Origin of the sequence: Mycobacterium sp. ITM-2016-00318, assembly GCF_002968285.2 — a bacterium.
GTDB lineage: Bacteria > Actinomycetota > Actinomycetes > Mycobacteriales > Mycobacteriaceae > Mycobacterium.
On record NZ_CP134400.1, the window covers coordinates 2,216,944 to 2,234,848 of the forward strand.

Consider the following 17,905-nt stretch of genomic DNA (forward strand, 5'->3'; position numbering starts at 1 on the left):
GACGCGCAAGTACGCTGGTCGGTTGTGGCGACACTCTGGGCGATCAGCGACCTGCATACGGGTCACACCGGCAACAAGCCGGTCACCGAGTCGCTGCACCCGGCGTCGCCGGACGACTGGCTGATCGTGGCGGGCGACGTCGCCGAGCGCACCGATGAGATCCGGTGGGCGTTGGACCTGCTGCGCAAGCGCTTCGCCAAGGTCATCTGGGTGCCCGGCAACCACGAATTGTGGACCACCACCCGAGACCCGATGCAGGTGTTCGGCCGCGCCCGCTACGACTACCTGGTCAACATGTGCGACGAACTCGGCGTGGTCAGCCCCGAGCATCCCTTCCCGGTCTGGACCGACGCAGGCGGCCCGGCCACCATCGTGCCGATGTTCCTGCTCTACGACTACACGTTCCTGCCCGAGGGCGCGGCGACGAAGGCCGAAGGGCTGGCCATCGCCAGGGAGCGCAACGTGGTGGCCACCGACGAGTTCGTGCTCAGCAACGAGCCGTACGCGACGAAGGATGCGTGGTGTCGCGAGCGGGTGGAGGTAACCCGCAAGCGGCTGGAGGACCTCGACTGGGTGACGCCAACCGTTCTGGTGAATCACTTTCCGCTGGTGCGCGAACCCTGCGACGCGCTCTTCTACCCCGAGTTCTCCCTGTGGTGCGGCACCACGGCGACGGCCGACTGGCACACTCGGTACAACGCGATCTGCTCGGTGTACGGACACCTGCACATCCCGCGCACGACATGGTATGACGGCGTGCGATTCGAGGAGGTGTCCGTCGGCTATCCGCGCGAGTGGCGGCGCCGCAAGCCCTACCGCTGGCTTCGCCAGGTGCTGCCCGACCCGCAGTATCCGCCCGGCTACCTCAACGAGTTCGGTGGGCATTTCGAGATCACCGAGGAGATGCGCACGAGCGCACGAAAGGTGCAGGAGCGCATCGCCAATCGGCAGGCGACGCGGTCTCGATGATCGTCGCGACCCTGCTCTCCGACGTGCTGCCGGGCACAGTGGCCGCCGCCGAGATGTATGACGATCCGCCGGATCTGGCGCCGCTTCCCGAAGAGGAGCCGCTGATCGCCAAGTCGGTCGCCAAACGCCGCAACGAGTTCATCACCGTCCGCTACTGCGCGCGCCTGGCGCTGGGGGAACTCGGTGTGCCGCCGGTGCCGATCCTGAAGGGGGACAAGGGCGAACCGTGCTGGCCCGACGGAGTGGTGGGCAGCCTCACACACTGTGACGGGTACCGCGGCGCCGCAGTCGGCAGACATGAGGCGGTGCGGTCGGTCGGCATCGATGCCGAACCCCACGATGTGTTGCCGCGCGGCGTTCTCGACGCGATCAGCCTGCCCGCCGAGCGGGCCGAGATCTCCGCTCTGCCCGGCGGACTGCGCTGGGACCGAATCCTGTTCTGCGCGAAAGAGGCGACGTACAAGGCGTGGTATCCGGTCACTCAGCGCTGGCTGGGTTTCGAGGACGCGCACATCGTCTTCGACGTCGACGACGGGGCGACGACCGGAAGCTTCGAATCGGCCATTCTCATCGACCCGGCGGCCCGGTCGGGGCCGCCGCTGACCACGCTGCGGGGCCGCTGGTCGGTGCGCGATGGGCTGGCGCTGACGGCGATCGTGCTGTGAGCGAAGCGGCCCTTGTCATCGTCGACAAGCCGACGGGACTGACGAGTCATGACGTGGTCGGCAAGTGCAGGCGGATCTTCGCGACGCGCAAGGTCGGACATGCGGGAACGCTGGACCCGATGGCGACCGGTGTGCTGGTGGTCGGAATCGAGCGGGGGACCAAGATCCTCGGTCTGCTGACCACGAGCGACAAGTCGTATGCCGCGACGATCCGACTGGGTCAGACGACAACGACGGAGGACGCCGAAGGCGAAATGCTGCAAGCGGTTTCGGCATCGGCGATCACCGATGCCGCCATCGTTTCCGCAGTCGCCGCGTTGCGAGGGCAGGTCACACAGATCCCGTCGGCGGTCAGCGCGATCAAGGTCGGCGGCAAGCGGGCATACCAGCTCGCGCGCGAGGGCCGGACCGTCGAGCTGGCCGCGCGGCCGGTGCGCATCGACCGCTTCGAGGTGTGCGATGTCCGACGATCAGCCGACGTCGTCGACGTCGACGTCGAGGTGGACTGCTCGGCAGGCACCTACATCCGGGCGCTGGCCCGCGACCTCGGCGAAACCCTCGGTGTGGGTGGACATCTCACCGCGCTGCGACGTACCCGTGTCGGCCGCTTCGGGCTCGGCGAGGCGCACACGCTTGACGAGCTCGCCGAAAAGCCTGCGCTGTCCTACAGCCTCGACGAGGCATGTCTGCTGACGTTCCCGCGCCGTGACCTGACCGCGCAGGAAGCCGAGGCCGCCCGGCACGGCCGGCCGCTGGACCCGGCGGGGATCGACGGCGTGTATGCCGCGGTGGCGCCCGGCGACAAGGTCATTTCGCTGCTTCGCGACGAGGGCGACCGGGCGAAATCGGTGGTGGTCGTGCGTCCGGCAACGCTCTAGGACGAGGCGGAGGTCGTCGAGTCAGCAGATTGGCCTCGGTCGGCCTCATGCTGGCTCTCGAGGCGTTCACGTTTGCGGGTGTTCAGCGATTTCTTGATGTTGTTCGATACGTCGTTGACGACCTTCTTGATGCCGCTGCTCAGGTTCTTGGCCGCATCGCGCAGAGGTGTTTGTCGCGTAGGGCCGGTGGTGAAGGGCGTCGAGTTGTTGCTGCGGTCGCCTTGCGACTTCTCAGTCGTATCAAAGTTGTCGACCGACTGCACTGCACCGATAGATTCGTTGGTCTGCAACTCGGCGACTTGAACATCCTCATCGACGGTTGTATTCGTTGATGGTGCAGTAATTGTGAGCGATGCCGCTGGCTTGACGAGTGCACCGGCGTTGTCGATCCCCTCGCCGACCGCGTCGACGAGATCGCTGGTCAACTTGGCCGGATCGAACTCGGGGATCAGCCGTGCCGGGGTGGGCTGCCACGCCGGGATGCTGCGGTCGTAGCCCTGTTCCACGATCACCCGGAAGAACGGCTCGAACACATCGATCACCGGCTCGGGCACCCCCAGCGTGCGCAGCGGACCGAACAACGGCAGGTCCGGATTCTCGAAGAAGTAGTAGCTGGTGTCGCCGTGCTTGTACTGATATGCCGGCGATTCCGTCGGGTTTTCGGCGGGCAGGCTCAGGTCGAGGCCGTACATGTGCACGTAGACGATGCCCAGAACGGCGTTCAAATCAGCGACGAAATTGAGTGGATACAACGGAAAATCGGAGAAGCCGTCGTACTGCTCGTTGATCTCCACAGTGTCGAACTGGGTGTCGGTAGCCGCGGGTCCGTTCATGGTCAAGTTGAGGATCGGGATGTGCAGGCCCGGGAAGCGGGCGGCAAGACCGCCGTTGGGCAGGTTCGGGTCACCGCCCAGCACGAAGTCGATATCGGGGGCATCGGGTCCCGGGTATTGCTCGGCGAGTCTTTTCTTCACCACGTTCGCGATGCCCGCGCCCTGAGAGTTGCCGTAGATCACCACGGGGCCATCGGGGTTCGCGGCAAGCGTCGCGGCAAGCGCATCCTCCAGACCGGCCACCCCGCCCTCCAGCGACTTATCCGCGGTGAGGTCGAAGAGCCCCGAGAGTTTCCACAGCGGCTCGTCCGGCCAGCCTGGTCCACCCGGCCCCCAAATGCTCGCGGGCCCGAGCGCGAGCCCGAGGACGCGGAAGACCCCTGTTATGGGCCAGAACTCCATGGGCGCCGTCACTTTGACCGGCGCGATGATCTGGTCTGGATGGGTCGGCGCGACGAACTTGTTCACGATGGAGTCCATCCAGAACTGGTTGGGTGTCGGGCAGGTCGTCCCGCACAGGATCAAGGCGGTCGTGTCAGGCGGCGGCGGTGTGTCCGACACCGAGGCCGTCGACACCGGCGCAGCCGCGATTCCTACCCCCAGCGCAACCGCCAGTGCACCTATGCGACCGATGTGCTTCGCGATGTTCGCCATTTGTCCTCCGCGGATCCTGGGGAAACGATGGCCCACCGCGTCTGGTGGTCGAGTCCCGCCGAGGAGAAGCCTCCTCACATGCGGGGTAAACGAGCGCAGTAGCTCACCACTGCAATCCCGCCGATCTTCGCTCCCGACTACTTATGAGTCCCGACGCGTTGAGATGGCACTGACGGTGAGGGTTACTCGCACTTCTACGCCACCATTGCCGTGTCGACACACGTGTCGCCAGAAGCGGCGCTAGGCGACGACCCAGATCGCTTCGGCGGCGGGGCTGCCGAGGTCCACCGTCGTACCCGGGTCGTCCTCCTTGGCGTCGGCGCCTTTGATAGCGACCGAGATCATGCCTGCGAAGTCGCGACGGGCGAGCACCATCAGCCGTGAGTCCAAGGTGATCCCGACACTGTCGAAATAGCGCAGCATCTCCGGATCGGCGTCGGAGATACGGGCCACGGTGCCGGACTCGCCGTCGGAGCACACCGACAGCTGCCGCGCGTCGGGTGTCGGCACGTGGCCGTCGGCGGCGGGGATCGGGTCACCGTGCGGATCGCGCTTCGGGTAGCCGAGCTTGGCGTCGATGCGGTCCAGCATGCGGTCTGAAACCGCGTGCTCGAGCACCTCGGCCTCGTCATGCACCTCGTCCCAGCTGTAGCCGAGCATCCGCACCAGGAAAGTCTCCATCAGCCGGTGCCTGCGCACCATCTCCAGCGCGGCCATACGACCCGCCTGCGTCAGGGTCACCGCACCGTACTTCTCGTGGTCGACCAGGCCTTGGTCGGCGAGCTTGCGGATCGACTCCGACGCGGTGCTCGCAGAGACCCCGATGCGCTCGGCGAGCATCTTGGTGCTGACCTTCTCGTGTGACCACTCCTGCGCGGTCCAGATGACCTTCAGGTAATCCTGGGCGACTGCGGTCAGGTCGCGCGGGTTACCGTTCGGGCTCACAACGACAAAGTTTAGGCAATGGTCACTTGATCTGGGGATGTGACGCAGTCGCAGCGCGTTGCGCGCCGTAGGCTTGCCACTGTGCAGCGCTGGCGGGGGCAGGATGAGATCCCCACGGACTGGGGGCGATGCGTCATCACCATCGGCGTCTTCGACGGGGTACACCGCGGACATGCCGAGCTGATCAACCATGCGGTCAAGGCGGGCAGGTCCCGTGGCGTGCCGACGGTGCTGATGACGTTCGATCCGCATCCCATGGAGGTCGTGTTCCCCGGCAGTCACCCCGCTCAGCTGACCACCCTGACCCGACGCGCTGAGCTGGTCGAGGAGCTGGGCATCGACGTGTTCCTGGTCATGCCGTTCACCTCCGACTTCATGAAGTTGACGCCCGAGCGCTACATCCACGAACTGCTGGTCGAGAACCTGCACGCCGTCGAGGTGGTGGTCGGCGAGAACTTCACCTTCGGCAAGAAGGCGGCGGGCAACGTCAACCTGCTGCGCAAGGCGGGCGAGCGGTTCGGTTTCGCGGTGGAGGGCATGTCGCTTGTCTCCGAGCATCACCGCGACGAGACCGTCACCTTCTCGTCGACATACATCAGAGCTTGCGTCGACGCGGGCGACGTCGTCGCCGCCGCCGAGGCGCTCGGCCGGCCGCACCGCGTCGAGGGTGTGGTGGTCCGCGGCGAAGGTCGCGGCAAAGTCCTGGGCTATCCGACCGCCAACGTGGCTCCGCCGATGTACTCCGCCATCCCCGCCGACGGCGTCTACGCCGCCTGGTTCACGGTGCTCGGCCACGGGTCCGTGATGGGAACCGTCGTCCCGGGTGAGCGCTATCAGGCCGCGGTCTCGGTGGGCACCAACCCGACCTTCTCCGGACGCACCCGCACCGTGGAGGCATTCGTCCTGGACACCGACGCGGACCTCTACGGGCAACACGTGGCGGTGGACTTCATCGCCCGGATACGCGGCCAGGAGCGCTTCGACTCGGTGGAGGACCTGATCACGGCCATGGGCGGCGACACAGAACGGGCCCGCACCATCCTCGCTGCGCAGTAGGATTCGGCTTCGGCCCAGATCCGCTGCTAGACTTCACGCCGACCAAGCGTGTGCTGCAGTTCGCGGCGGCTACGTCTTTCGGGGCACCAACGCCCTTCCTCGCGGACCGATTGATGGAGAGATTGTTTCGTGGCGCTCACTGCCGAACAGAAAAAAGACATCCTGGGCTCGTACGGCCTTCACGACACCGACACCGGTTCGCCGGAGGCGCAGGTCGCGCTGCTCACCAAACGCATCGCCGACCTGACCGAGCACCTCAAGGTGCACAAGCACGACCACCACTCGCGGCGCGGTCTGCTGCTGCTGGTCGGCAGGCGCCGCCGGTTGCTCAAGTACGTCGCCCAGGTCGATGTGGCGCGCTACCGCACCTTGATCGACCGCCTCGGCCTGCGTCGCTGACGCAGCCAGTTTCGTCGAACGCAGCTGTGTTTGCTGGAATCGCGCTACGGTCGGCACATGGCAACGTCAAAGTACGTCCTGGGTAGCGAAGACGCCGAAATCGAGCGATTGCAGGCGCAGGCGGCAATCATAGCCGAACCGACAGCGTCGCTTCTTGTGCGCGGCGGAATTCAGCCCGGCATGAGAGTCCTCGACCTTGGGAGCGGCCCTGGCGACGTGGCCTTTCAGGTCGCCGAGATCGTCGGTCCGTCGGGTTCCGTGGTCGGCGTCGAGCAGGACCAGGCGCAGATCGCGGTGGCGACACGGCGACGGGACCACCTCGGCCTGAGCAACGTCGACTTCCGCCAGGGCGATGCCCGCACCTTCGTCGGCGCGGAGTCCTTCGATGCCGCAGTCTGCCGCCTGCTGCTGATGCATTTGCCCGACGCCGCAGCCGTGCTCGCCCACCAGATGCAGAACCTGCGTCCGGGGGGTGTCTTCGTCGCCGTGGACTACGACATGGGCGGCGCGCGTGCTCTGCCCGCGGTCGAGTTGTACTCACGCGTCCGCGAGTGGCTGAGAGCGGGCTTCGAACACGCCGATGTGGACCCGTTCGTGGGCATGCGCCTGCTCGCGATCTTCAACGAGGCGGGCTATGACGAGGTCGGGTCACTCGGGCTGCAGTCCTACTGGGCGCCGGGGAACCCGCAGGCGGCAGGTTACGTCGTCGGTGTGGTGCGTGCGATGAAGGACGCCATTGTCGCCTCGGGCGCGGCAACCGAGGACGAGTTGGGTCTCGATACGCTCGAGCAGCGGCTCGCAGAGGCCATCAGCGCTTCGAATGCGGTGTACACCGTGCCGACGATTGTCGCCGGATGGGGTCGTCGCCCCTGATCGTGGGTGTTTCGGAGCTGTACCTGCGGCAATGTAGGATGGGTCCGTTCGCCTGCCGAATCGGCTCGAACAAATGGGTGCGGTTTCCGCAATTCCGCGTGCACCGCTCCCGCGCGTCCCTGGCGGACCCGCCTGATCGGGCGGTCTTCGGTAGTGGCTGCCGGGGTTTTCACTCCGGCCGCTTCGATCGACGGCCGTAGCCGTATCAAGGCCCGTGGTCTGACAGGCTGCTCAGCGTAATGAGCGCGACGCCGCAAAACAGCTGAACAGATCCAGAGAGGCCATACGGACGTCTATGTCTGTAGTTGAAATCGAAGAAGGCGTGTTCGAATCCACCGCCGTTATCGACAACGGGAGCTTCGGCACCCGCACCATCCGTTTCGAGACAGGTCGGCTTGCCAAGCAGGCCGCCGGCGCCGTCGTCGCCTACCTCGACGACGAGACCATGCTGCTGTCGGCCACGACGGCCAGCAAGACCCCAAAAGACCATTTCGACTTCTTCCCCTTGACGATCGACGTCGAAGAGCGGATGTATGCCGCCGGGCGCATTCCCGGCTCGTTCTTCCGGCGTGAGGGCCGCCCCTCCACGGACGCGATCCTGACGTGCCGGCTGATCGACAGGCCCCTTCGTCCCACCTTCATCTCGGGTCTGCGCAACGAGATTCAGGTCGTTGTCACCATCCTGAGCCTCGATCCCAAGGATCTGTACGACGTGCTGGCGATCAACGCCGCGTCTGCGTCCACACAGATCTCGGGAATTCCGTTCTCCGGCCCCGTCGGCGGCGTGCGCGTCGCGCTGATCGACGGCACCTGGGTCGCGTTCCCGACTGTCGAGCAACTCGAGCGGGCGGTGTTCGACATGGTCGTCGCGGGCCGCAAGACGGCTGACGACGTGGCCATCATGATGGTCGAGGCCGAAGCCACCGACAACGTCATCGAGCTGATCGCCGGCGGTGCCGGTGCACCCACCGAAAGCGTTGTCGCCGAGGGCCTCGAGGCCGCCAAGCCGTTCATCGCCGCACTGTGTGCCGCTCAGCAGGAATTGGCCGAGAAGGCCGCCAAGCCCACCGCCGAGTACCCGGTGTTCCCGGACTACCAGGACGACGTGTTCTACGCGGTGTCCTCGGTGGCCACCGACGAACTCTCCAAGGCGCTGACGATCGCAGGCAAGGAAGAGCGCAACGATCGCACCGACGAGATCAAGGTCGAGGTGCTCGAGCGGTTGGCCGAACAGTATGCGGGCCGCGAGAAGGAGATCGGCGCCGCGTACCGCTCGCTGACCAAAAAGCTTGTGCGTCAACGCATCCTGACCGACCACTTCCGCATCGACGGGCGTGGCATCACCGACATTCGCGCGCTCTCCGCCGAGGTGGCCGTGATTCCGCGGGCGCATGGCAGCGCGTTGTTCGAACGTGGCGAGACCCAGATCATGGGTGTCACCACGCTGGACATGGTGAAGATGGCCCAGCAGATCGACTCGCTGGGGCCCGAGACCAGCAAGCGCTACATGCACCACTACAACTTCCCGCCGTATTCGACCGGTGAGACCGGTCGCGTCGGCTCGCCGAAGCGGCGCGAGATCGGGCACGGCGCACTGGCCGAGCGGGCCCTGATGCCCGTGCTGCCGAGTGTCGAGGAATTTCCCTACGCCATCCGCCAGGTCTCCGAGGCGTTGAGCTCCAACGGCTCGACGTCCATGGGGTCGGTGTGTGCGTCCACCCTGTCGCTGCTGAACGCGGGCGTGCCGCTGAAGGCGCCGGTAGCGGGCATCGCTATGGGTCTCGTGTCCGACGACGTCGAGATCGAGGGTGGCGGCACGGAGCGTCGCTTCGTCGCGCTCACCGACATCCTCGGCGCGGAAGACGCGTTCGGCGACATGGACTTCAAGGTGGCGGGCACCAAGGACTTCGTCACCGCGCTGCAGTTGGACACCAAGCTCGACGGCATCCCGTCGAAGGTGCTTGCAGGTGCGCTGGCGCAGGCCAAGGACGCCCGCACCACCATTCTCGAGGTGATGGCCGAGGCCATCGACGAGCCCGACGAGATGAGCCCGTACGCGCCTCGTGTCACCGCGATCAAGGTTCCCGTCGACAAGATCGGCGAGGTCATCGGGCCGAAGGGCAAGATGATCAACTCGATCACCGAGGAGACCGGCGCATCGATCTCCATCGAGGACGACGGCACAGTGTTCGTCGGCGCTACCGACGGTGCATCCGCACAGGCCGCGATCGACAAGATCAACGCGATCGCCAACCCGCAGTTACCCAAGACCGGTGAGCGTTTCCTCGGAACCGTGGTCAAGACAACGGATTTCGGTGCATTCGTGTCACTGCTGCCGGGCCGCGACGGGCTGGTGCACATCAGCAAGCTCGGCCGGGGCAAGCGCATCGCCAAGGTCGAGGACGTGGTGAAGGTCGGCGACAAGTTGCGTGTGGAGATCGCCGACATCGACAACCGCGGCAAGATCTCGCTCGTCCTGATTGCGGAGGACGACGAGAGCTCAGCAGCTCCTGCTGATTCGCCTGTCGATGCCACGACAGGCAGTTAGCGGGAAGGCGGGCCTGCGACAGGTCCGCCGCGGCGCCGAGTCCGCGACGAAGTCCACAGTGCGACGCACCACCCTGCCGGGTGGTCTGCGCGTCGTCACCGAGTACATCCCGTCGCTGCGCTCGGCGTCGGTCGGTGTCTGGGTGGGCGTCGGCTCGCGCGACGAAGGGCCAAGTGTCGCAGGCGCCGCGCACTTCCTCGAGCATCTGCTCTTCAAGTCCACTCCGACCCGCACTGCGGTGGAGATCGCCCAGGCGGTGGACGCCGTCGGCGGTGAGTTGAACGCGTTCACCGCGCGCGAGCACACCTGCTACTACGCGCATGTGCTCGACACCGACCTGGAACTGGCGGTCGACCTCGTCGCCGACGTGGTGCTGCGGGGCGTGTGTGCGGCCGAGGACGTCGAGCTCGAACGCGCCGTCGTGCTCGAGGAGATCGCGATGCACGACGACGATCCGGAGGACACGCTCGGCGACGTCTTCCTGTCCGCGGTCTTCGGGGCACACCCGGTCGGGCGACCCGTGATCGGCAGCGCGGCATCGGTTTCGGCGATGACGCGGTCGCAGCTGCATTCGTTCCACGTCCGCCGCTACACACCGGAACGAATGGTGATGGCGGTCGCGGGAAACGTCGATCACGATGAGGTGGTCGCGCTGGTGCGCGAGCACTTCGGCGCGCACCTGGTGCGCGACCGCACGGCGGTGTCGCCGCGGAAGGGCACGGGCCGGGTCACCGGCCGGCCGTCGCTCGAGGTGGTCAACCGCGACGCCGAGCAGACACACATGTCGCTCGGCGTTCGCGTCCCCGGTCGGCACTGGAAGCACCGGTGGGCGCTCTCGGTGCTCAACACCGCACTGGGCGGCGGCTTGAGTTCCCGCCTGTTCCAGCAGATTCGCGAAACACGAGGCTTGGCGTACTCGGTGTACTCGACGGTGGACACCTTCTCCGACAGCGGAGCGCTCTCGGTGTACGCCGCCTGCCTGCCCGAGCGCTTCGCCGAGGTGGCCCGGGTGACCACCGACGTGCTCGAGACGGTGGCGCGTGACGGCATCACCGAAGGCGAGTGCCGGATCGCCAAGGGTTCGTTGCGCGGTGGGCTGGTACTGGGCCTGGAGGATTCCGGCTCGCGGATGAACCGCATCGGACGCAGCGAACTGAACTACGGCGAGCACCGCACCATCGACGAGACGCTCGGGCTGATCGACCAGGTCACCCTCGAGGAGGTCAACACAGTCGCGCGCCGCCTGCTGACCAGGCCTTACGGTGCAGCGGTGCTTGGACCGTACACCACCAAAAGGTCTCTGCCGCAGCCGCTTCGGGCGATCGCAGGCTGATCACCTACCGTGGGAGCAGTGAACCGACTCTCCCGACGCGGCGTGCTGGTCGGCGGCTTGGCCGTGGCCGGCCTCGCCGCATGCTCCCAGAAACCCGTACTCGCCGACCCCGCCGAACCCGTGCCGCCGTTGTACGACCGCATCCAGGCATTGCAGCGCAGGTACAACACGAAGATCGGCGTGTATGCCGTCGATTTCGCCTCCGGGCGCACCGTGTCCCATCTCGACGGCGAACCGTTCGCGATGTGTTCGACGTTCAAGGGCTACGCAGCGGCGCGGGTCCTGCAGATGGTGGGCAACGGCGACCTTACGTTGGACCAGCAGGTCTTCGTCGACCCGACGTGGGCGGCGCTGCCGAACTCCCCGAGGACTGCGCCGAACTCCGGTGACCGGATGACATTGGGTGCGCTGTGCGCGGCGGCAGTGCAGGTCAGCGACAACTGCGCGGGCAACCTGCTCTTGCAGACGATCGGCGGGCCTTCTGCCATCACCGGTTTCGCGCGCAGCATCGGCGACGACCGCACCCGGCTGGACCGGTGGGAGATCGAACTCAATTCGGCGATCCCCGGCGACCCCCGTGACACCAGCACGCCGCACGCACTCGGCGACGGCTATCGCACCCTGCTGACCGGCGATGCGTTGCCGCCGCCGCAGCGGCAGCAGCTCGAGGACTGGATGCGCGCCAACGAGACGTCGAGCATGCTCGCCGGCCTCCCCGCGGGCTGGACGAGCGCCGACAAGACCGGCAACGGCGACTACGGCAGCACCAACGACGTCGGCATCGCCTACGGGCCGGCCGGGCAGAAGCTGGTGCTGGCGATCATGACGCGGTCGCAGGGCGACGATCCGAATGCGCCGAACAATCGCCCGCTGATCGGTGAGGTCGCCTCGGTGCTGGTGCCGTGGCTACGGGAAAACTGAGCGACAGATGACCAACCCCGCGCCGACGTGTTACCGCCATCCGGACCGGACGACCTATGTGCAGTGCACCCGGTGTCAGCGCTACATCTGTCCGGAGTGCATGCGCGACGCCGCCGTCGGCCATCAGTGCGCGGAGTGCGTCAGCGCGGGAGCCAAGACGGTACGCCGGCCGACGGCTCGGTCCGGCGGGCCATGGGGTTCGACGACCCCGGTGGTCACCTATGTGCTGATCGCGGTCAACGTGATCGCCTTCGTCGTGCAGATGGCGTCGTCGCGCGTGGAGGCGGAGTTCGTCATGTGGTCGCCCGCCGTGGCGCACGGCGAGCTGTACCGCCTGCTGACGTCGGCGTTCCTGCACAGCGGGATCACTCACATCCTGTTCAACATGTTCGCGTTGTTCGTGGTGGGCCCGCCGCTCGAGATCTGGCTTGGCCGAGCGCGTTTCATCGCGCTGTATTTCCTGAGCGCCATCGGCGGCTCGGTGCTGATCTACCTGTTCTCGCCGCTGGATGTGCCGACTCTCGGAGCGTCCGGGGCCGTCTTCGGGTTGTTCGCCGCCACTTTCGTGGTGGGGAGGAAGGTCAACGTCGACATCCGCTGGGTCGTCATCATGATCGCGATCAACCTCGTCATCACGTTCACCGTGCCCTCGATCAGCTGGCAGGGACACCTAGGCGGGTTGGTGACCGGTGGCGTGGTGGCCTTCGCCTATGCCTACGCGCCTGCGAAGGTCCACATCCAGGTGCAGGTGGGCGCGACGGTCGCGATGGTCGCCCTGTTCGCGGCGTTGATCTGGTGGCGCACAAGCCACCTGCTCGCGTTGGTCTAACGCAGCTGCAGTGAGTTGTCGCGCGTTAGTACGAAGAAGTACGGCTTCTTCGATCCTCGAAGATCCATCGCCCCTATCACCGTCCGGTCGTCCAGCTTGCGGAAGACGTCGTTGACGGGCAGTTGGTCGTAGATCATCGTGGCGGTGTCGACGCCGCGGTAGCGGGTCGTGCGCAGTCTGGCCTTCGGCTCCCTGGTTCTCAGAATGGGGCTCGCGAGGTTGACGATGCCGACGTGCTTACGAGCCCTCAACGCCGGAATCCTCGTCGCGACGCCAAGACCGGAGAAGGCCAGGATCGGGTTGACAGCCCGCAGTTCCCGGCCGTTGGCGGTGGGGAAGAGCAATGGATGCACGGTTTCGGCGTCGACGAACCGCTTTCCCCACCATCCGCTGGCCTCCAGCAGGCCGTCCAGCGGGTGGCCGGTCGGCATCTCGGCACCGTGCCACGTGCCGATCATGAACTCCGGTTCGGTTGCGGCACTGGCGTCGAAGAGGGCGAGGGCGTCGTCCGTCGTCGTCGGGGCGTTCGGGATCACGTCGGCGAGAAGCATGACCTCGACGGTACTTGACAGGTGTCAAGAATCAAATCGATAAGACTGTGATCCATGTCGGCGACCGATGACTGTCCATGCGGCGGCGAAGAGCGATTCTGCCGGTGCTGCCGACCGCTTCACGCAGGGGAACGGCAGGCATCGACCGCCGAAGAGTTGATGAGGTCGCGGTATTGCGCATATGCCGTCGGAGATCTCGACTACCTCTGGCGGACCTGGCATCCACGCACCAGGCCGGAGGCGCTGACGCCTTCGGATGAGGTGTGGACGGGGCTGGAGATCCTCGACGTGGTCGCGGGACAGCAGGGCGACGACGAAGGCGAGGTGGAGTTCCTCGCTCACTATCTCCTGAACCGACGAAGTGGGACGCTTCGGGAGCGGTCCCACTTCGCCGCGAGAGCCCGTCGTTGGTTCTACGTGGACGGGGAGGTGTTCGGTTGACCGGTCAGACCAGGACAGTGGCCGGATCGGTGAAGGGCAGGTCAAGGTCGGCGGCTACCTGCTCAGAAAGCAGCGCGCCCTCATGCGTCGAAAGACCCTTGGCCAGAGCGGGATCGGCGGCGCAAGCTCCTTTCCAACCGCGCTCCGCGAGCTTGACCACATACGGCATGGTGGCGTTCGTCAGCGCGTAGGTCGACGTGCGCGGCACCGCGCCGGGCATGTTGGCCACGCAGTAGAAGAGCGCGTCGTGCACCGCGAAGGTGGGGTCGTCGTGTGTGGTGGGGCGCGAGTCTTCGAAACAGCCGCCCTGGTCGATCGCGATGTCGACAAGCACTGAACCCGGCTTCATGTGCGCAACAGTCGCATTGCTGACGAGCTTGGGCGCCTTGGCGCCTGGTACCAAGACCGCGCCGATGACCAGGTCCGCCTCCTTGACTGCGTCCTCGAGATCAAGGCGCGACGAGTAGCGGGTCTCGATGCTGCCGCCGTACTCGGCGTCGATCTTGCGCAGGGTGTTGATGTTCAGGTCGAAGACGGTGACGCGAGCGCCCATACCCTTGGCCACGGCGGCGGCGTTATCGCCGGCCATTCCACCGCCGATCACCACGACGTTGGCAGGGGCCACCCCCGGGACGCCGCCCATCAGGACGCCGCGCCCCCCGTGGGTGCGCATCAGGTGGTAGGCGCCGACCTGCGCCGCGAGTCGGCCCGCGACCTCGCTCATCGGTGCCAGCAGCGGCAGCGCGCCGTCGGCGGTCTGCACGGTCTCGTACGCGATCGACGTGGTCCCCGACGACATCAGCGCATCGGTGCACGGCGCCGAGGCAGCGAGATGCAGATAGGTGAAAAGCGTCTGGCCCTGGCGTAGCCGGGTGTACTCGGCCCCGATGGGCTCCTTGACCTTGAGCAGAAGGTCGGCCTCTGCCCAGACCTCGTCGACGCTGTCGATCATCTGGGCGCCTGCGCGCTTGAAGTCGGCGTCGGAAATGGAGGAGCCCTCGCCGGCGTCGGCCTGAATCAGCACCTCATGGCCGCGGTGGACCAACTCGGCGACACCGGCGGGGGTGAGGGCAACACGGAACTCGTTGTTCTTGATCTCGGTCGGGACGCCGACGCGCATGATCACTCCTGATCGTCGATGGAATGCCTAAAATTGTGAAGAAAATTCGATAACTAGGCAATAGCAGCGAGGATTGTTCGATACAGTGCCTATATGACTGAAGAATCATCGATCTCGATGGCGGGTCGGCCGCGTTCGCCGAAGTATGTTCGAGCGGCCGATATCGACGACATCGATCGGCGGATTTTGATCCTTCTGCACCGCGACGCCCGCATGCCCAACAGCACGCTGGCGGATGCGGTCGGTATCGCGCCGTCGACCTGTCACGGGCGCGTGCGCAGGCTGCATGAGCTCGGCGTCATCCGCGGGTTCCACGCCGACATCGATCCCGCTGCGATCGGTCTGTCGCTGCAGGCGATGATCTCGGTCACCCTGCAGGCCAACGCCCGCGCGAAGATCCGCAACTTCATCGCTCAGATCCGGGGCAAGCCCCAGGTGATGGATGTGTACTTCCTCGCGGGAGCCGACGACTTCATCCTGCACGTGGCCGCGCGCGACACCGAGGACCTGCGGGCCTTCGTGGTCGAGAACCTCAACGCCGACGCGGATGTGGCGGGCACGCAGACGTCGTTGATCTTCGAGCACCTACGCGGCGCCTCGCCCCTGTAACCCCCGGCCCTACCTAGGGCATGGGAAGAACGTACGGCAGGGCCGGACTTTTGCGGACGGACTCCGGCGCGGGGAAATCGCCACGCTGGCCGCCGGGGCACCGAAGCGTCCACGGAGGCGCATGCTGTAAGGGTGGGCACCTTCGGAATAGCCGGTCTGTGGTTGGTTTTGGCCCTCGTCTTGGTGGTGTCGATCCTCATTGGGGCCGCCAGCATCTGGCTGGCTCACCGCACGCTTCCGGAACATGTCGACGCAGGGCACAACGGCGCCCTGTCACCGTTTTTGACCTGCGTCGGGCTGGTTTATGGCGCTCTGCTCGGATTCACGATCGTCGTGGCCTGGGAGCAGTTCTCCTCTGCTGAGGCCAACGTCTCGAACGAGGCGTCCACGCTGACAACGATGTACCGCCAGACCGTCGGCATGCCCATTTCCGAGCAGACACGGATGCGGCAACTGCTTCGGAATTACACGACGGCGGTCGCAGGCCCTGAATGGGAGAAGGCGGTCCGCGCCGGTGGTGGCACCGAAGGCGCGCGAGATGCGCTCAACGAGATGTACCGGGTGCTGGGTATCGAGCAGTCCAACGTCGAGTCGAACCCGATAAGTCAGCGATTTCTGGACAAGGTGGACACGCTTGCGTCGCAACGGAGTCAGCGCATCTTGGATGCCGAACCGCGAATACCTGGGCTGCTGTGGGCAGGTCTGCTTTTCGGCGGTGTTGTCCTGGTGGCGCTCGGCGGTTTCTTCAACCTGGGGAGCAAACGGGCGCATCTGCTGTTGCTGGGTGCGGTCGCGGCCCTGCTCGGCCTGCTGCTGTTCCTCGTTTTCTGGCTCGACCATCCCTTCGGAAACCAACTGGGCGTCACATCCGAACCGTTTGAGCAATCCCTGACTGTTTTCGACTCGATCGACCGTGGAACGTGATCAGGCGTTCGGCGAACCCGTCCGTCGGGACAGCGTCAGCCAGTAAGCCTGCATCACCGCGAAGATGAACGCGGAGCTGATGCCGAACAGGAGCACGCCGTTGACGGCCTCCAGCGCGCCGAGCATTCGCCACCGGGACGGCAGCATCAACCCCGGCATTTCGAGCGTCGTCATGGTGCCGAGCGAATACAGCGATGCCTCGGTGAACGAATCGAACGCGCCGAGCCATCGATAAGCCGACGCCCAGAGCGTGCTCGCCACCCCGTGCAGAGCGGCCAAGATCAGCGCGACCGCGCCGATGTGGCCGATCACGACCGGGATCGCGCGCCGAGGCTCATGCAGGTGCCTGTCGCCGCCGACCCGAATCCTCCTCTGGAGACCGAACGCGAGCATCACGACTCCAGTCGTGTGGATCGCGATGGTCAGCACGATGAGCAACAGGCCCAGCGTCCAACTCGACAGATCCACGATTGAGAAACTACGCCCCGGCAAAGAGCGCGGCCGGGGAATCAACGCCGCCGGGACTAGTGTGAGCGCATGCGTGTGGCGGTGCTGGGCAGCAAGGGCAAGGTCGGCGCGACCATGGTCGCAGCGGTTGAGGACGCCGACGATCTGACGCTGTCAGCCGCGGTCGATGCCGGCGATCCGCTCAGCCGGCTCACCGAGGCGGATACCGACGTGGTCATCGACTTCACCCACCCCGACGTCGTGATGGACAACCTGCAGTTCCTGATCGACAACGGCATCAACGCCGTCGTCGGCACCACCGGGTTCGACGACAAGCGGATCGGCCAGGTGCGCAGCTGGCTCACGGAGAAGCCCGACCTTGCGGTTCTCATCGCCCCGAACTTCGCGATCGGGGCGGTCCTGTCGATGCATTTCGCACAGCAGGCCGCGCGCTTCTTCGAGTCGGTGGAAGTCATCGAGCTGCATCATCCGCACAAGGCCGACGCGCCTTCGGGAACCGCGGCCCGTACCGCGCGGCTGATCGCCGAGGCACGAAAAGACCTGCCGCCCAACCCCGATGCCACCAGCACAGGGCTCGACGGAGCCAGGGGCGCCGACGTCGACGGCATACCGGTGCACTCCATACGGCTTGCCGGATTGGTGGCACACCAGGAGGTGCTGTTCGGTACCAAGGGCGAGACCTTGACGATTCGGCACGACAGCCTCGACCGCACATCGTTCGTACCCGGTGTGCTACTCGCCGTCCGGAAGGTGCAGCAACACCCGGGTCTGACCATCGGCATCGAGCAGCTGCTCGACCTGACCTGACATGCCGCACCGAAGGCGAACGTGAGTGAGGATCGCTGGGCCCACGCCCGCAGGGCAGGGGACGAGGAACGAGCGAGGACCG

The 17,905-nt window shown here is 65.9% G+C and carries 19 protein-coding genes; 14 read left to right on the forward strand and 5 right to left on the reverse strand.

The window, feature by feature from the left end; genetic code table 11:
- The first annotated feature begins 24 nt into the window (after nt 1-24).
- From C6A82_RS10700 to truB, 3 genes are read left to right on the forward strand one after another with little or no spacing between them, the layout of a single operon-like run.
- Nucleotides 25-969, forward strand: coding sequence for a metallophosphoesterase (locus C6A82_RS10700; RefSeq protein ID WP_311101782.1), 945 nt, complete (start codon nt 25-27; stop codon nt 967-969).
- Entirely contained in the window at nt 966-1,634 is a 669-nt protein-coding gene (locus tag C6A82_RS10705) for a 4'-phosphopantetheinyl transferase (RefSeq protein WP_199193807.1), read from the forward strand. Before C6A82_RS10700 ends, C6A82_RS10705 begins: the two co-directional genes overlap by 4 nt.
- Nucleotides 1,631-2,512 (forward strand): tRNA pseudouridine(55) synthase TruB, encoded by an 882-nt coding sequence (truB, locus tag C6A82_RS10710; RefSeq protein ID WP_105346023.1) that lies wholly within the window; start codon nt 1,631-1,633, stop codon nt 2,510-2,512. Before C6A82_RS10705 ends, truB begins: the two co-directional genes overlap by 4 nt.
- On the opposite strand, the gene C6A82_RS10715 is transcribed toward truB, so the two are convergent.
- Together C6A82_RS10715 and mntR are read right to left on the reverse strand one after the other, a co-directional pair.
- Nucleotides 2,509-3,999: a PE-PPE domain-containing protein gene (locus tag C6A82_RS10715; RefSeq protein WP_105346021.1), complete on the reverse strand. Its 1,491-nt coding sequence runs from the start codon at nt 3,997-3,999 to the stop codon at nt 2,509-2,511. The genes truB and C6A82_RS10715 overlap by 4 nt on opposite strands.
- Nucleotides 4,000-4,239: 240 nt before the next feature.
- Complete coding sequence (gene mntR, locus C6A82_RS10720; RefSeq protein ID WP_105346019.1) at nt 4,240-4,944, reverse strand: manganese-binding transcriptional regulator MntR; 705 nt, start codon at nt 4,942-4,944, stop codon at nt 4,240-4,242.
- Between the two features lie 81 nt (nt 4,945-5,025).
- Here mntR and C6A82_RS10725 point away from each other — a divergent pair, with 81 nt between their 5' ends.
- The 7 genes from C6A82_RS10725 (at nt 5,026) to C6A82_RS10755 (ending at nt 12,903) form a co-directional block, all read left to right on the forward strand.
- Nucleotides 5,026-6,000, forward strand: a complete 975-nt coding sequence (locus tag C6A82_RS10725; protein ID WP_105346017.1) for a bifunctional riboflavin kinase/FAD synthetase — start codon at nt 5,026-5,028, stop codon at nt 5,998-6,000.
- A gap of 129 nt (nt 6,001-6,129) precedes the next feature.
- A complete protein-coding gene (gene rpsO / locus C6A82_RS10730; protein ID WP_105346015.1) occupies nt 6,130-6,399 on the forward strand; it encodes a 30S ribosomal protein S15 in 270 nt (89 codons plus the stop codon).
- 57 nt (nt 6,400-6,456) lie between these two features.
- Nucleotides 6,457-7,272, forward strand: coding sequence for a class I SAM-dependent methyltransferase (locus C6A82_RS10735; protein ID WP_105346013.1), 816 nt, complete (start codon nt 6,457-6,459; stop codon nt 7,270-7,272).
- A gap of 295 nt (nt 7,273-7,567) precedes the next feature.
- A complete protein-coding gene (locus tag C6A82_RS10740; RefSeq protein WP_105346012.1) occupies nt 7,568-9,820 on the forward strand; it encodes a polyribonucleotide nucleotidyltransferase in 2,253 nt (750 codons plus the stop codon).
- Nucleotides 9,801-11,153, forward strand: a complete 1,353-nt coding sequence (locus tag C6A82_RS10745; protein WP_105346010.1) for a pitrilysin family protein — start codon at nt 9,801-9,803, stop codon at nt 11,151-11,153. The genes C6A82_RS10740 and C6A82_RS10745 overlap by 20 nt, the downstream gene beginning before the upstream one ends.
- Before the next feature lie 18 nt (nt 11,154-11,171).
- A complete protein-coding gene (gene bla, locus C6A82_RS10750; protein WP_105346008.1) occupies nt 11,172-12,074 on the forward strand; it encodes a class A beta-lactamase in 903 nt (300 codons plus the stop codon).
- 7 nt (nt 12,075-12,081) lie between these two features.
- Nucleotides 12,082-12,903 (forward strand): rhomboid family intramembrane serine protease, encoded by an 822-nt coding sequence (locus C6A82_RS10755; protein ID WP_105346006.1) that lies wholly within the window; start codon nt 12,082-12,084, stop codon nt 12,901-12,903.
- Here the strand turns inward: C6A82_RS10755 and C6A82_RS10760 are convergent.
- A complete protein-coding gene (locus C6A82_RS10760) occupies nt 12,900-13,454 on the reverse strand; it encodes a DUF4334 domain-containing protein (RefSeq protein WP_105346004.1) in 555 nt (184 codons plus the stop codon). The two genes, C6A82_RS10755 and C6A82_RS10760, sit on opposite strands and share 4 nt — an antisense overlap.
- 54 nt (nt 13,455-13,508) lie before the next feature.
- On the opposite strand from C6A82_RS10760, the gene C6A82_RS10765 reads away from it, so the two are divergent.
- Nucleotides 13,509-13,895, forward strand: coding sequence for a YchJ family protein (locus tag C6A82_RS10765; protein WP_105346003.1), 387 nt, complete (start codon nt 13,509-13,511; stop codon nt 13,893-13,895).
- 4 nt (nt 13,896-13,899) lie between these two features.
- On the opposite strand, the gene ald is transcribed toward C6A82_RS10765, so the two are convergent.
- Nucleotides 13,900-15,015, reverse strand: coding sequence for an alanine dehydrogenase (gene ald, locus C6A82_RS10770; RefSeq protein ID WP_105346026.1), 1,116 nt, complete (start codon nt 15,013-15,015; stop codon nt 13,900-13,902).
- 93 nt (nt 15,016-15,108) lie between these two features.
- On the opposite strand from ald, the gene C6A82_RS10775 reads away from it, so the two are divergent.
- Together C6A82_RS10775 and C6A82_RS10780 are read left to right on the forward strand one after the other, a co-directional pair.
- Nucleotides 15,109-15,624 carry an Lrp/AsnC family transcriptional regulator gene (locus C6A82_RS10775; protein WP_105346001.1) on the forward strand — a complete coding sequence of 172 codons (516 nt, stop codon included), beginning with the start codon at nt 15,109-15,111 and terminating at the stop codon, nt 15,622-15,624.
- Nucleotides 15,625-15,756: 132 nt separating this feature from the next.
- Nucleotides 15,757-16,548: a DUF4239 domain-containing protein gene (locus C6A82_RS10780; RefSeq protein ID WP_105346000.1), complete on the forward strand. Its 792-nt coding sequence runs from the start codon at nt 15,757-15,759 to the stop codon at nt 16,546-16,548.
- On the opposite strand, the gene C6A82_RS10785 is transcribed toward C6A82_RS10780, so the two are convergent.
- The gene (locus C6A82_RS10785; protein ID WP_105345998.1) at nt 16,549-17,016 is read right to left on the reverse strand and encodes a hypothetical protein; all 468 of its coding nucleotides are present in this window, start codon (nt 17,014-17,016) and stop codon (nt 16,549-16,551) included.
- 69 nt (nt 17,017-17,085) lie between these two features.
- Here C6A82_RS10785 and dapB point away from each other — a divergent pair, with 69 nt between their 5' ends.
- Nucleotides 17,086-17,823: a 4-hydroxy-tetrahydrodipicolinate reductase gene (dapB, locus tag C6A82_RS10790; protein ID WP_105345996.1), complete on the forward strand. Its 738-nt coding sequence runs from the start codon at nt 17,086-17,088 to the stop codon at nt 17,821-17,823.
- Nucleotides 17,824-17,905 lie beyond the last annotated feature (82 nt).